The following is a 13,252-nucleotide window of genomic DNA, read 5'->3' as shown; positions in this document are numbered from 1 at the left end:
GCGACAATCTTCCCTCATTGGCGTCCCGCGCCGCGATGATGCTTTGACAAGGCAGGTGGCGAGATTCAATATGGACTGGTCGCCCGCCCGTCGAGACCGTATCTTCCGGCCATGGAACCTGATTCTCAACCTCTGCCAAAACGTCCGCTTACGGAAATCCTCTTTCTGGTCTTCATGAGGCTGGTTGCAGTCTCCTGTTTCTGGTTCGGCCTGCAATATTGGGCGATGCTGACGGGGTATTCGCTGGGCGGGCAGGGGCGGTTCGATATGCTGAACCTGCCCTGGCGGGTGGCGGGCAGTGCGCTGGCGGTCATTTTCCCCGTCGCGGCACTCGGTCTCTGGCTTGGCGCCTCCTGGGGGGCGGTCATGTGGGTCATGGGGGCAGGCGCGCAGATCGCCATGTATAAGGTATGGCCGCATATCTTCGGCGCCAACACGCTGGTACCCGTCATGCACGGCCTTGTGGCAACCATTTATATACTATTCCTGGTCGCTTTCTGGCTGGATCACCGCCAGAATGAAGAACGCGCAAGAATTGATTTACCATAAGAATAAAGCAATTCGGCCTGTTTTCAGGCCGTTTTTTATCGCTAAGCTATTGATTTATAATGCATAGCCTCTGGCCATTCCCGCTTCGCCACAAGTTGGGCCCTCCAGGGAAAATGCAGGTAACCATTTGTTAATCGTAGCTTTTAAGTAGAATTTTATGCGCATTGATTAGGTTCTCACTCAAGGCGGGAGACAAACAAACACACCGCCAAACAAAACAGTGAGGCAGTCATGATCAATAGCAAAGTTAAGCCGCAGGCCGTTGTTGCCGATGCACATGAAGATACCATCCGCTCGCTCTACATGGAGTCGCTGCACCTGGTGGAACGTCTCCACCGCCGCCTCCTCGATGTCATCAAGGATGAGTTCGACCGTCAGGGTCGCGATGACGTCAACGCCGTTCAGGCCCTGCTGCTGTTCAACATCGGCAATTCCGAACTGACGGCCGGCGAGCTTCGTTCGCGTGGTTATTACCTCGGCTCGAACGTCTCCTACAACGTCAAGAAGCTGGTCGATCTCGGCCTCATCAACCACCAGCGCTCGCGTGTCGACCGCCGCTCGGTCCGCATCAGCCTGACGGAAAAGGGCCAGGAAATCGCCGAAACGGTTGCCCGCCTTTATGAACGCCACGTCGGTTCGATCGAAAAGGTCGGCGGCATCGGCACCGGCGAGTTCTCCGAAATGAACAAGCTGCTGCAGCGCCTCGATCGCTTCTGGAACGACTCGATCGCTTATCGTCTCTGATATCCGCGACGGTTTCACTGTTTAAGCCGGGGGCATCGCTTTGCCTCCGGCTTGCGGATTCCGAGCAGCGCCGGCCCACATTTTTCATGTCAAGCCCGGTCCATTATCTGAGCCTTCGCCTTCATTTTCAGGCAACACAGCTTTGTGAGAAAAGGCTCGTGACACGAATTGGCCATATTGATATGGGACCGGCAAGGGTGAGGGAGCCGGCTGTTTCTCCTGCTGTCGCGGCAAGTCCCGACTGTTCTGCCAGACTGTAGCGCCCAGACCCTGGGCCTCGAGCATTACCGGCCGGCAGGCACGTTGTACGTGTTTGTTAATCATATTGATTTAGGCATTGTTGAGAATGCCGAAGAGAGTGGCTGGTAGGTAGAATGACAAAGAAATCCGTTTCCGATTCCGTATCGCGCCGCGCGCTTCTGCGTTCGGCCGTTTCCGTTGGTGCTGCCGCGCTTGCCGCGCCCGCCTTTGCGCAGAACGCGCTCAACGATCTCATGGGCTCGTCGCGCCGCGGCAACTGGGATGACCAGTTCGACGCCAATACGTCGCGTTCGGCCGTGGGCGTCGTTTCCAACAATCCGGTTCTCGGACGCGAAGCGCCTGTCTACATGCAGCAGGCGATCATGCAATATCAGCAGATCGTGCAGAATGGCGGCTGGCCGGAAGTGCCTGCTTCCCAGCAGCGTCTGCAGATCGGCGTCTCCGATCCTTCCGTACAGGCGCTTCGCCAGCGACTGATGGTATCCGGCGACCTGCCGCGCGAAGCCGGCATTTCCAGCGCCTTCGATAGCTACGTCGATGGCGCGCTGAAACGCTTCCAGGCCCGCCATGGCCTTCCGGCAGATGGTGTCAGCGGTGAATACACTACCAAGGCGCTCAATGTTTCCGCGCAGATCCGTCTGGCGCAGTTGCAGACCAACCTCGTGCGCATCCAGTCCATGTCGGGCGATCTCGGCCCGCGTCACCTGATGGTCAATATTCCGGCCGCCGCCATCGAAGCCGTTGAAAATGAACGCGTCGTCCTGCGCAACACGGCCGTCGTCGGCCGCGCCAGCCGCCCGACGCATGTCATCAACTCCAAGATTTACGAGGTCATCCTCAATCCTTACTGGACCGCGCCGCGCTCGATCATCGAGAAGGATATCGTGCCGCTGATGCAGAAGGACCCGACCTATCTGGAGCGGAACAATATCCGCCTCATCGATGGCAAGGGACAGGAAGTGCCGCCGACTGCGGTCGACTGGTTCGCGCCGAAGGCCCCGAACCTGATGTTCCGTCAGGACCCCGGCAAGATCAACGCCATGTCGTCCACGAAGATCAACTTCCACAATCCGAACAACGAATATATGCACGATACGCCGCAGCAGGGCCTGTTCAACAAGCTGATGCGGTTTGAATCCTCCGGCTGCGTGCGCGTGCAGAATGTGCGCGACCTCACAAGCTGGCTGCTGCGCGACACGCCCGGCTGGTCGCGTCAGGAAATGGAACGTGTCATCGCCACCCGCGTCAACACGCCGATCAAGCTCGCGCAGGAAGTGCCTGTTTATTTCGTCTACATCACCGCATGGTCGGCGAAGGACGGCGTGGTGCAGTTCCGCGATGACATCTATGAAAAGGATGGCAATGCCGAACTGGCGCTCAACACCACGAGCGGCATGGAGCAGCCGGCCGGCCCTGTTGATGACGATCTTCTGCCGCGCAACTGATCCACGCTTTCATCGATGAAAACAGGCCGCATCTTCGGGTGCGGCTTTTTTCTTGGCGATTTTCTGAAAACAGCTGCTGTTTTTTGTCGCAACGTCGCAGTTTGACAGGCAAATCTCGCACCCCGTATTGCTCTTGTCCGGGCGGAACGCTAAGACGCCATCGCATTACTGTTTCAGGAGCCTTCACCATGTCGAACACAGATGCTTTCTTCTCCCGTCCGCTTGCCGATGTCGATCCGGAAATTTTCGGCGCGATCGAGAAGGAACTGGGTCGCCAGCGCCACGAGATCGAACTGATCGCCTCGGAAAACATCGTTTCCCGCGCCGTGCTTGAAGCGCAGGGTTCGATCATGACCAACAAATATGCGGAAGGTTATCCGGGCAAGCGTTATTACGGCGGCTGCCAGTTCGTCGACATCGCTGAAGAACTCGCCATCGAGCGCGCCAAGAAGCTGTTCGGCGTCAACTTCGCCAACGTCCAGCCGAATTCCGGTTCGCAGATGAACCAGGCCGTGTTCCTCGCGCTGCTGCAGCCGGGCGATACCTTCATGGGTCTCGACCTGAACTCGGGCGGTCACCTGACGCATGGTTCGCCGGTCAACATGTCCGGCAAATGGTTCAACGTCGTGTCTTACGGCGTGCGCGAAGGCGACAACCTGCTCGACATGGACGAAGTTGAGCGCAAGGCCAAGGAAACCCGGCCGAAGCTGATCCTCGCCGGCGGCACCGCCTATTCGCGCGTCTGGGACTGGAAGCGTTTCCGCGAGATCGCCGATGAAGTCGGCGCTTACCTGATGGTCGACATGGCCCACATCGCCGGTCTCGTTGCTGGTGGCCAGCACCCGTCGCCGTTCCCGCATTGCCATGTTGCAACGACGACGACGCACAAGTCGCTGCGCGGCCCGCGTGGCGGCATGATCCTCACCAATGAAGAGGATCTGGCCAAGAAGTTCAATTCGGCCGTGTTCCCCGGCCTGCAGGGCGGCCCGCTGATGCATGTCATCGCCGCCAAGGCCGTTGCTTTCGGTGAAGCGCTGCAGCCGGAGTTCAAGGACTACGCCGCACAGGTCGTCAAGAACGCCAAGGCGCTGGCTGAAACGCTGGTCGAAGGCGGTCTGGATGTCGTCTCCGGCGGCACCGACAACCACCTGATGCTGGTCGACCTTCGCAAGAAGAACGCCACCGGCAAGCGCGCGGAAGCAGCTCTCGGCCGCGCCTACATCACCTGCAACAAGAACGGCATTCCTTTCGATCCGGAAAAGCCCTTCGTCACCTCTGGTGTCCGTCTTGGCACGCCGGCCGGCACGACGCGCGGTTTCAAGGAAGCGGAATTCCGCGAAATCGGCAAGCTGATCGTCGAGGTTCTCGACGGCCTGAAGGTCGCCAATTCGGACGAGGGCAACGCCTCCGTCGAAGCTGCGGTGCGTGAAAAGGTCGTCGGCCTGACCGACCGTTTCCCGATGTACCCGTACATGTAAGGAAAAAAGACGATGCGCTGCCCCTTTTGCGGTTCCGAAGACACACAGGTCAAGGACTCGCGTCCGGCGGAGGACAACACCTCCATCCGCCGGCGGCGCATCTGCCCCGATTGCGGCGGCCGCTTCACGACCTATGAGCGCGTGCAACTGCGCGAGCTGATGGTCATCAAGAAAAGCGGCCGCAAGCTGCCTTTCGACCGGGAAAAGCTGGTGCGATCCTTCGAGATCGCGCTGCGCAAGCGCCCGGTTGATCGCGACCGGATCGAGCGTGCCGTTTCCGGCATCGTTCGTCGCCTCGAAAGCTCCGGCGAGACGGAAATTCCCTCGGAAGAAATCGGCCTGCAGGTTCTCGAAGCGCTGAAGAGCCTCGATGACGTGGCCTTTGTGCGTTACGCCTCGGTCTATCGCGATTTCAGCCATGCCGAGGATTTTGAAAACGTGATTGCCGAAATCAACGCCAAGATCGCCCGCGACACGGACGCCGGAGTCTAGCCGTGACGAGCCGTGCCGATGACGAAAGGTTCATGGCAAGGGCAATCGAGGTTTCGCTTCGCCACCAGGGCCAGACGCTGACCAACCCCTCGGTCGGCTGTGTTCTCGTCAAGGACGGGAAAATCATCGCCGAAGCGGTGACTGCCATTGGCGGCCGCCCCCATGCCGAACGGCAGGCGCTGGAAATCGCCGGCGATGCGGCTCGTGGTGCTACCGCTTATGTGACGCTCGAACCATGCTCGCACTGGGGCAAGACCCCGCCCTGCGCCAATGCCCTGGTGGAATACGGCGTCGCCCGTGTCGTGGTGGCGGTGGATGATCCGGATGAGCGTGTGTCCGGCCGTGGTTATATGATTTTGCGCGATGCCGGCATTGTCGTGGAAACCGGCCTGCTGCGTGATGAGGGTAAGAGGGCGCTTGCCGGTTACCTCACACGCCAGATGAAAAAACGCCCGCATGTGATTCTGAAGCTTGCCGTTTCCGCCGATGGCATGATCGGCAGAAAAGGCGAGGGGCAGGTGGCGATCACCGGTCCCGAGGCTCGCCATGCCGTGCATGAGCTGCGGGCGCGTTGCGATTGCATCCTTGTGGGGATTGGCACGGCGATTGCGGATGATCCGGAACTGACGGTGCGCATTGCCGGAATGGAACAGCGTTCGCCGGTGCGCATTGTGCTGGATCGGCAGTTTGAATTGCCGCTGACGTCGAAGCTGGTGCGGAGTGCGCGTGAAGTTCCGGTGGTGGTTGCGGCTTTACCCCCCTCTGCCCTGCCGGGCATCTCCCCCTCAAGGGGGGAGATCGGCAAGGGGCTGTCCGCTCGCTCAAATTTTGAGTCGGGGTCTCATTCGCCAGCTGTTGATGTCGGGCAACACGTCGCTCCATCGATCTCCCCCCTTGAGGGGGAGATGCCCGGCAGGGCAGAGGGGGGTAACCGCGAGTCAAAGCGCCAGCTCCTCACCGATGCCGGCGTCCAGATTCTCGAAGCCACAACCCTCGAAAACCTCCTCCACATCCTTGCCGAGAGCGGCATGTCGGAACTTCTGGTCGAAGGCGGTGCCTTTGCCGCAAAATCATTCCTTGAAGCCGGGCTGGTGGACCGTATCATGCTGTTCGAAAGCCCTGTTGTGATCGGTGAGGGCGGCATTGAAACGCCGCTCCGTCGTGCCGATATTGCGGGCGATTATGCTCTGGTCAGCGAAACCGCCTATGGGCCGGATCGCTGCTTCGATTATGAAAGGCCGATTTGATGTTTACCGGAATTGTCACCGACGTTGGAACTGTTTCCGAGCTGGAGGCCCTGGCGGAAGGCATTCGTCTGCGGGTGGCGACCAATTACGATCCCAAGACCATCGATATGGGTGCATCCATCTCCCATGGCGGCATTTGCCTGACGGTGACGAGGCTGCCGGAAGACGGCAGCAACGAGCGCTGGTATGAGGTCGAGGCCTGGGAAGAGGCGCTGCGCCTGACGACGATTGCCGGCTGGAAACAGGGCACCCATGTCAATCTGGAGCGGGCGCTGAAGATCGGCGACGAGCTTGGCGGTCACATCGTCTCCGGCCATGTCGATGGCAAGGCGGAAATCCTGGCCGTGGAGCCGGAAGGCGAAGCAGTACGTATCCGCCTGCGCGCACCGGACCATCTGGCGAAATTCGTGGCGCCCAAGGGTTCCGTGGCGCTCGACGGCACCTCGCTGACCGTCAACGCCGTCGAGGGTACGGATTTCGACGTGCTGCTGATCCGCCACACGCTGACTGTGACGACGTGGGGCGAGCGCCAGCCCGGCGACTTCGTCAATTTCGAAGTCGATACGATGGCGCGCTATGCCGCACGGCTTGCGGAGTTTCCTTCGGCGTAAGCTGGGGAGGCTCGGCGCTTTATTATGTTCGCGGACTCTTCCTTCTCCCGTCATTCCGGCCTTGAGCCGGAATCCAGCCAGCCCAAGTCCTTGGGCTGAAAAGACTCCTTTCGCCGCACAGACGCGCGTCGGCTGGATGCCGGATCGATTCCGGCATGACGAAGGAGGAGCAGCGAATTTAATCCTGATCGGTGTCGGTCGCCGCCACACTTCCGGTCGAACCGGAAAGATTGTACAGACGTCGTTCGGCCGTTTGAGATCGACTATGCGCCAACGGGGTAGGGAACATACATCATGCCGTCTTTTGAACTGCTGACAGCCTTTTTCATCACCACCGCCCTGTTCGCCTATATTCCCGGCCCGGCCATGCTTTATGCAGCCGCCCAGACCATGGCGCGGGGCCGGTTTGCCGGGCTGATGGCGGTACTCGGCATCCATGTCGGCTGCTATTTCCATATCTTCGCCGCTGCGGCCGGTCTCTCCGTGCTGTTTCAGGCGGTTCCATGGCTTTACCTGGCGGTGAAGCTGTGCGGTGCGCTTTATCTTATCTGGCTGGGTTTCTCGATGCTGCGCAGCAAGCTGGAAGGTGAGGCGGTCAATCTCACCATCGAGCCGAAATCGGCGCGTCGGGCCTTCATCGACAGTATCATCGTTGATGTCCTCAATCCGAAGACGGCGCTGTTCTTTCTGGCCTTCCTGCCGCAATTCGTCGATCCGGCCGCCGCTTTCCCGGTCTGGCTGCAGTTCCTGATCCTCGGCATCGCCGTCAATTTCATTTTCTCTTCCGCCGATCTCGTCGGCGTGCTTCTGGCGGGCGCGATGGTCGGGCGTCTGAAGCGGTCGAGCGCCGTGCAGGCTCTGGCCCGGCGCGCAGCCGGAACGGTGCTGATGGGGCTTGGCGTGCATCTGGCTTTCCAGAAAAGCTGATTTTTCAGCCGCGCTGCAGAGACATCAAGCCTTGCGGGATACCCCGCAAACGGGCCATGCTGCGTGGGTAATGCATGAAAATACTTGCCAAGAACGGCCAGCCGTGGTTTGACCGCCGCAAAAGCCGGTATGATCCGGCGTAAAGCTTTTCGGGAAAATCCCCAGGAACCCTCACATGTCCAAACCCCATCTTCTTATCGTGGAAGCACGTTTTTACGACGATATGGCGGATGCCCTTCTCGAAGGCGCGAAGTTCGCGCTGGATGAGGCCGGCGCCACCTATGACGTCATCACCGTTCCCGGCGCGCTGGAAATCCCCGCCGCCATCGCCATGGCGCTTGACGGTGCCGACAATGACGGCACGGAATATGACGGTTTCGTAGCACTCGGCATGGTCATCCGTGGCGAGACCTATCACTTCGATATCGTCTCCAACGAATCCTCCCGCGCCCTGATGGATCTCGCCGTCAGCGAATCGCTGCCGATCGGCAACGGCATCCTCACCGTCGAAAATGACGAGCAGGCCTGGGCGCGCGTGCGCCGTTCCGACAAGGACAAGGGCGGTTTTGCCGCCCGTGCGGCGCTGACCATGATCGAGCTGAAGAAGAAACTGGGTGGCTGAGCGCATGTCGAATGTTGATAATGGCGGCGAACCGCGCCAGCCTTCGGTAAAGCCCGCCAACCAGCGCGGCGCGGCCCGCCTTGCGGCCGTGCAGGCGCTCTACCAGATGGATGTCGGCGGAACCGGCGTGATGGAAGTGGTGGCCGAATATGAGGCGCACCGTCTCGGTCAGGAAGTCGATGGCGATACCTATCTGAAGGCCGATCCGTCGTGGTTCCGCTCCATCGTCTCCGGCGTCGTCCGTGACCAGACGAAGATTGACCCCCTGGTGCGTTCCGCCCTTCTGGAAGACTGGCCGCTGTCGCGTCTCGATGCCACCGTGCGCGCCATTCTTCGCGCCGGCACCTTCGAGATACTCGAGCGTAATGACGTGCCGGTCGCCGTCATCGTCACGGAATATGTCGAAATCGCCCGTGCTTTCTTTGAACACGACGAGCCGAAGCTGGTGAATGCGGTACTTGACCGCATTGCCAAGCAGGTGCGCGGCGAGGCAAAACGCTAAAAAACCTTAGGTGAGGAAGACATGAGCGCCGTTTCCGTCCCCGGACTTGAAGTTCAACTGGACGAGGCTAAGCGCAACGTCTTCCTCCTCACCATGGCGCAGGCGATCATGGGATCGGCCGCGCCTTTGAGCTTTTCGGTCGGCGCGCTTGCCGGCTATCAGCTGCTCGGCGCCGACAAGTCATTGGCGACCGCGCCGCTCACCGGCTTCAATATCGGCGTGGCGCTCGGCGCCATCTGCGTTGCTGCGGCATCCCGTTTTCTCGGGCGCAAGGCCGGTTTCATGGTCGGCGCGCTGATGTGCTCGATCGGCGGTGGCATCGCCGCAGTCGCGCTCTTCCGCACGGATTTCTGGCTGTTTGCCGTCGGTCTGCTGCTGATCGGCATTTCAGGCGGCTTCACACAGAAAATCCGTTTCGCCGCCGCCGATGCATCGCCATCCTTCTACAAGCCGAAGGCAATCTCGTGGATTCTCGCGGGCGGCATCATCTCCGCCATCGTCGGGCCGCAGCTGGCTATTCTCGGCAAGGACCTGCTGGCGCCGGTCACCTTCGCCGGCGCCTTCATCGCGCTGGTGCCGCTGGGCATCATCTCGATCGCCATTCTGGCATTCCTGAAATTGCCCGATCCAAAGGCCGCCTCCACCCATACGGAGGCCGTCAGACCCCTGTCGGAAATCGTTCGCACGCAGCGTTTCGTCACCGGCATGATCTGCGGCATCGGCTCCTACGCATTGATGACCTTCATGATGACCGGCGCGCCGCTTGCCATGGTGGTCGGTTGCGGTTTCCCCACCGAACTTGCCACGCTCGGCATCCAGTGGCACGTTCTGGCCATGTTCGGCCCGAGCTTTTTCACGGGCATGCTGATTTCCCGATTCGGTGCGGAAAAAATCGTGGCGGCTGGCCTTGTCGTCCTGATGGCCTGCGCCATCGTCGCCCATATGGGCATCGAGCTGTGGAATTTCTGGGCGGCGCTCATCCTGCTCGGTCTCGGCTGGAATTTCGGCTTCATCGGCGCAACCGCCATCATCACCTCCAGTTACCGCCCGCATGAGGCGGACAAGGTGCAGGGCTTCCACGATATCGTGCTGTTCGGCACGGTGGCGCTGTCATCCTTCTCTTCCGGCAAGGTGTTTACGGCCTGGGGATGGTCGGTGATGAACCTCGTCATCTGGCCGGTTGCGGGGCTTTGCCTCCTGCTCGTCCTGTCGCTGATGCTGAAGCCGCGCAAAAACACCGCATAGGGCGGCTCCGTCTTCTAGCCCTTTCATGTTTCAGGCGAATTTGTGGGCTTGACGCCGCGCCTTTCGCCAACGCAATCTTGCCGCGCAGGTCGTTTTTCCTTGGGAGGGGAACAAATGGCCACGACAGGACCTGGAGTGCGTGCCATCGCCCCTGTCCTTGCACATGGTTCGCCACGCCGGGGAGGGAGTGAGACCCGGCCTTTTGGGAGGTAAGTGCGCATGACCGTAATACCCATAGTGATTTTATGCGGTGTCCTGTCCGTGGTTTACGCGGTATGGGCGACCAAGAGCGTTCTCGATGCCGATCAGGGCAACGAGCGTATGCGTGAAATAGCAGGTTTTATCCGTGAAGGTGCGCAGGCTTATCTCACCCGTCAATATCTCACCATCGCCATCGTCGGACTGATCGTCGCCATTCTGGCCTGGTATCTTCTGTCCTCCATGGCGGCCATCGGTTTCCTCGTCGGCGCGGTGCTTTCAGGCGTCGCCGGTTTCGTCGGCATGCACGTCTCCGTGCGCGCCAATCTGCGCACCGCGCAGGCCGCCTCGCACAGCCTGTCAGCCGGTCTCGATATCGCCTTCAAGTCGGGCGCCATCACCGGCATGCTGGTGGCGGGGCTCGCGCTGCTCGGCGTATCCATCTATTATTTCATCCTCACCTCGGTGATGGGCCATCCGGCCGGCTCGCGTGAGGTGATTGACGCGCTGGTGTCGCTCGGCTTCGGCGCGTCGCTGATTTCCATCTTCGCCCGTCTCGGCGGCGGCATCTTCACCAAGGGCGCCGATGTCGGCGGCGATCTCGTCGGCAAGGTCGAGGCCGGAATTCCAGAGGACGACCCCCGCAACCCCGCGACGATCGCCGATAATGTCGGTGATAATGTCGGCGATTGCGCCGGCATGGCGGCCGATCTGTTCGAAACCTATGCCGTCTCTGTTGTGGCGACCATGGTTCTCGCCGCGATCTTCTTTGCCGGAACACCGATACTGGAAAGCGCCATGGTCTATCCGCTGGCGATCTGCGGCGCCTGCATTCTGACTTCGATTGCCGGCACCTTCTTCGTCAAGCTTGGCACCAACAATTCCATCATGGGCGCGCTCTACAAGGGGCTCATCGCCACCGGCGTCTTTTCGGTCGTCGGTCTTGCGGTCGCCACCTATGCGACGGTGGGCTGGGGAACGGTGGGTACGGTGGCCGGAATGGAGATCACCGGCACCAACCTCTTCTTCTGCGGATTGGTCGGCCTGGTCGTGACGGCGCTGATCGTCGTCATCACCGAATATTATACCGGCACCAACAAGCGGCCGGTCAATTCCATCGCCCAGGCATCGGTCACCGGCCACGGCACCAACGTCATCCAGGGGCTTGCCGTCTCCCTGGAATCGACGGCGCTGCCGGCCATTGTCATCGTCGGTGGCATCATCGGCACATACCAGCTCGGCGGCCTGTTCGGCACCGGCATCGCGGTCACCGCCATGCTTGGCCTTGCCGGCATGATCGTCGCGCTCGACGCCTTCGGTCCGGTCACGGACAATGCCGGCGGCATCGCCGAAATGGCCGGTCTTGATCCCGACGTGCGCAAGGCGACCGACGCGCTGGACGCCGTCGGCAACACCACCAAGGCGGTGACCAAGGGTTATGCCATCGGTTCTGCCGGCCTCGGTGCGCTGGTGCTGTTTGCCGCCTATGCCAACGACCTGTCCTACTTCGCCGCCAATGGCGATACCTATCCCTACTTCAAGGACATAGGCGAGATTTCCTTCAGCCTCGCCAACCCCTACGTGGTGGCTGGCCTGCTGTTCGGCGGCCTTATCCCCTACCTCTTCGGCGGCATCGCCATGACGGCGGTGGGCAAGGCGGCAGGTGCCATCGTCGAGGAAGTACGCCGCCAGTTCCGCGAAAAACCCGGCATCATGGCGGGCACGGAAAAGCCTGACTACGGCAGGGCGGTCGATCTGCTGACGAAAGCGGCGATCCGGGAAATGATCATCCCGTCGCTTCTGCCGGTTCTCGCTCCTCTCGTCGTTTATTTTGGCGTGCTGCTGATCTCGGGCTCCAAGGCGTCAGCCTTTGCCGCACTCGGGGCATCGCTGCTCGGCGTTATCATCAACGGCCTGTTCGTAGCGATTTCCATGACCTCCGGTGGCGGCGCATGGGACAATGCCAAGAAGAGCTTCGAGGATGGTTTCATCGACAAGGATGGCGTGCGCCACGTCAAGGGTTCGGACGCCCACAAGGCGTCGGTGACGGGTGATACCGTAGGCGACCCCTATAAGGACACCGCTGGCCCCGCCGTCAACCCGGCGATCAAGATCACCAATATCGTGGCGCTGCTGCTGCTGGCGGTTCTTGCCCACTGAAGGCTTTAGGTTCCGGCAAACGAAAAAGGCCCGGGGAGCGATCCCCGGGCCTTTGAATTTATTGTCCTTGTTCCGATCAGGGCGTGTTGTTGCCCTGGCCGAGAATGCTCTTGGCAATATTGGCGCCGGAGGTGCCGCCGGAGAGCAGCTGCTGCAGGAAGGTGAGGTCCTTGCCGCCCGTCGGGGTGGTGCGCGAAATCGTGTCGAAGACCTTGCCGTCCTGCAGCGCGTAATTGGCCTTGCGCTCGATGACGCCGTCCTTGTTGAAATAGATCGCAAGAATGTTCTGCTCGACCAGCGTCGGCTTCATGAAGGCGGCGCGGCGCACACGCTTCTGCGAGATGTAATAGAACACTTCGTTGCCGAAGGTCGCGGTGGTGGAAGGCGTGCCCATGGTCAGCAGAACCTGCTCACGGCTGGAGCCTTCCGGGATCAGCTGTAGCGATTGCTCGTCCATGACATAGCCGTTGTGGAATACGTCTGTCGTGCTGGTGCAGGCGGAAAGCAGGCCGGATGCGAGCACGATTGCGATGGCGGTCTTGCTCAGAATTTTGCCGTGACTTGCGGATTTCTGCTTGCTCAACTGCTTTTCCCCGACTGCGATCATGAATGGCACCTTCCGGCATTGCGTGGTGCACAGTGTCTGTGCACATGATTGTGTCAATCCGGGGACGGAAAATCCCGATCACCCCCCAAATTCAATGCTTTCCCGGTCTTTTGGAACTCCTCCGGTTCTCTTCGACTGTTTCAGCGCAAAGACGAACGTGACCG

General features: G+C 60.4%; 13 protein-coding genes. 12 read left to right on the top strand and 1 reads right to left on the bottom strand.

Going from position 1 to position 13,252, the window contains the following annotated elements:
• The first annotated feature begins 111 nt into the window (after positions 1–111).
• From N434_RS16305 to N434_RS16245, 12 genes are all read left to right on the top strand, one after another.
• On the top strand, positions 112–549 hold the full coding sequence (locus N434_RS16305; RefSeq protein ID WP_046798867.1) for a DUF6163 family protein: 438 nt from the start codon (positions 112–114) through the stop codon (positions 547–549).
• Between the two features lie 234 nt (positions 550–783).
• Complete coding sequence (gene ldtR, locus N434_RS16300) at positions 784–1,293, top strand: transcriptional regulator LdtR (protein WP_026363448.1); 510 nt, start codon at positions 784–786, stop codon at positions 1,291–1,293.
• 374 nt (positions 1,294–1,667) lie between these two features.
• Positions 1,668–2,999 (top strand): L,D-transpeptidase family protein, encoded by a 1,332-nt coding sequence (locus N434_RS16295; protein WP_065115371.1) that lies wholly within the window; start codon positions 1,668–1,670, stop codon positions 2,997–2,999.
• Between the two features lie 188 nt (positions 3,000–3,187).
• Complete coding sequence (gene glyA, locus N434_RS16285; RefSeq protein ID WP_065115372.1) at positions 3,188–4,477, top strand: serine hydroxymethyltransferase; 1,290 nt, start codon at positions 3,188–3,190, stop codon at positions 4,475–4,477.
• A 12-nt stretch (positions 4,478–4,489) separates the two neighbouring features.
• Positions 4,490–4,969 carry a transcriptional regulator NrdR gene (gene nrdR / locus N434_RS16280; RefSeq protein WP_003496675.1) on the top strand — a complete coding sequence of 160 codons (480 nt, stop codon included), beginning with the start codon at positions 4,490–4,492 and terminating at the stop codon, positions 4,967–4,969.
• A 2-nt stretch (positions 4,970–4,971) separates the two neighbouring features.
• Positions 4,972–6,216: a bifunctional diaminohydroxyphosphoribosylaminopyrimidine deaminase/5-amino-6-(5-phosphoribosylamino)uracil reductase RibD gene (gene ribD / locus N434_RS16275; RefSeq protein WP_110759267.1), complete on the top strand. Its 1,245-nt coding sequence runs from the start codon at positions 4,972–4,974 to the stop codon at positions 6,214–6,216.
• Complete coding sequence (locus N434_RS16270) at positions 6,216–6,827, top strand: riboflavin synthase (RefSeq protein ID WP_110759266.1); 612 nt, start codon at positions 6,216–6,218, stop codon at positions 6,825–6,827. The genes ribD and N434_RS16270 overlap by 1 nt, the downstream gene beginning before the upstream one ends.
• Positions 6,828–7,121: 294 nt before the next feature.
• The gene (locus tag N434_RS16265) at positions 7,122–7,754 is read left to right on the top strand and encodes a LysE family translocator (protein ID WP_065115375.1); all 633 of its coding nucleotides are present in this window, start codon (positions 7,122–7,124) and stop codon (positions 7,752–7,754) included.
• A gap of 175 nt (positions 7,755–7,929) precedes the next feature.
• Complete coding sequence (locus N434_RS16260) at positions 7,930–8,376, top strand: 6,7-dimethyl-8-ribityllumazine synthase (RefSeq protein WP_020809943.1); 447 nt, start codon at positions 7,930–7,932, stop codon at positions 8,374–8,376.
• Positions 8,377–8,380: 4 nt separating this feature from the next.
• Entirely contained in the window at positions 8,381–8,878 is a 498-nt protein-coding gene (nusB, locus tag N434_RS16255) for a transcription antitermination factor NusB (RefSeq protein ID WP_046798873.1), read from the top strand.
• A gap of 21 nt (positions 8,879–8,899) precedes the next feature.
• Positions 8,900–10,123 (top strand): MFS transporter, encoded by a 1,224-nt coding sequence (locus N434_RS16250; RefSeq protein WP_110759264.1) that lies wholly within the window; start codon positions 8,900–8,902, stop codon positions 10,121–10,123.
• A gap of 219 nt (positions 10,124–10,342) precedes the next feature.
• Positions 10,343–12,481: a sodium-translocating pyrophosphatase gene (locus N434_RS16245; RefSeq protein WP_110759262.1), complete on the top strand. Its 2,139-nt coding sequence runs from the start codon at positions 10,343–10,345 to the stop codon at positions 12,479–12,481.
• A gap of 76 nt (positions 12,482–12,557) precedes the next feature.
• On the opposite strand, the gene N434_RS16240 is transcribed toward N434_RS16245, so the two are convergent.
• Positions 12,558–13,088 carry an outer membrane protein assembly factor BamE gene (locus N434_RS16240; protein WP_046798876.1) on the bottom strand — a complete coding sequence of 177 codons (531 nt, stop codon included), beginning with the start codon at positions 13,086–13,088 and terminating at the stop codon, positions 12,558–12,560.
• Positions 13,089–13,252: the final 164 nt, after the last annotated feature.

Source organism: Rhizobium sp. UGM030330-04, assembly GCF_003208455.1.
GTDB lineage: Bacteria > Pseudomonadota > Alphaproteobacteria > Rhizobiales > Rhizobiaceae > Agrobacterium > Agrobacterium rhizogenes_A.
Note: the sequence above shows the minus strand (reverse complement) of the source record. Positions and strands in the feature narration are given on the sequence as shown.

What these genes read in the sequence shown, in the direction of transcription:
- N434_RS16305 (WP_046798867.1), top strand. Translation starts at nt 112, where the DNA reads ATGGAACCTGATTCTCAACCTCTGCCAAAACGTCCGCTTACGGAAATC.
- N434_RS16295 (WP_065115371.1), top strand. Translation starts at nt 1,668, where the DNA reads ATGACAAAGAAATCCGTTTCCGATTCCGTATCGCGCCGCGCGCTTCTG.
- glyA (WP_065115372.1), top strand. Translation starts at nt 3,188, where the DNA reads ATGTCGAACACAGATGCTTTCTTCTCCCGTCCGCTTGCCGATGTCGAT.
- nrdR (WP_003496675.1), top strand. Translation starts at nt 4,490, where the DNA reads ATGCGCTGCCCCTTTTGCGGTTCCGAAGACACACAGGTCAAGGACTCG.
- N434_RS16270 (WP_110759266.1), top strand. Translation starts at nt 6,216, where the DNA reads ATGTTTACCGGAATTGTCACCGACGTTGGAACTGTTTCCGAGCTGGAG.
- N434_RS16265 (WP_065115375.1), top strand. Translation starts at nt 7,122, where the DNA reads ATGCCGTCTTTTGAACTGCTGACAGCCTTTTTCATCACCACCGCCCTG.
- N434_RS16260 (WP_020809943.1), top strand. Translation starts at nt 7,930, where the DNA reads ATGTCCAAACCCCATCTTCTTATCGTGGAAGCACGTTTTTACGACGAT.
- nusB (WP_046798873.1), top strand. Translation starts at nt 8,381, where the DNA reads ATGTCGAATGTTGATAATGGCGGCGAACCGCGCCAGCCTTCGGTAAAG.
- N434_RS16250 (WP_110759264.1), top strand. Translation starts at nt 8,900, where the DNA reads ATGAGCGCCGTTTCCGTCCCCGGACTTGAAGTTCAACTGGACGAGGCT.
- N434_RS16245 (WP_110759262.1), top strand. Translation starts at nt 10,343, where the DNA reads ATGACCGTAATACCCATAGTGATTTTATGCGGTGTCCTGTCCGTGGTT.
- N434_RS16240 (WP_046798876.1), bottom strand. Translation starts at nt 13,088, where the DNA reads ATGATCGCAGTCGGGGAAAAGCAGTTGAGCAAGCAGAAATCCGCAAGT.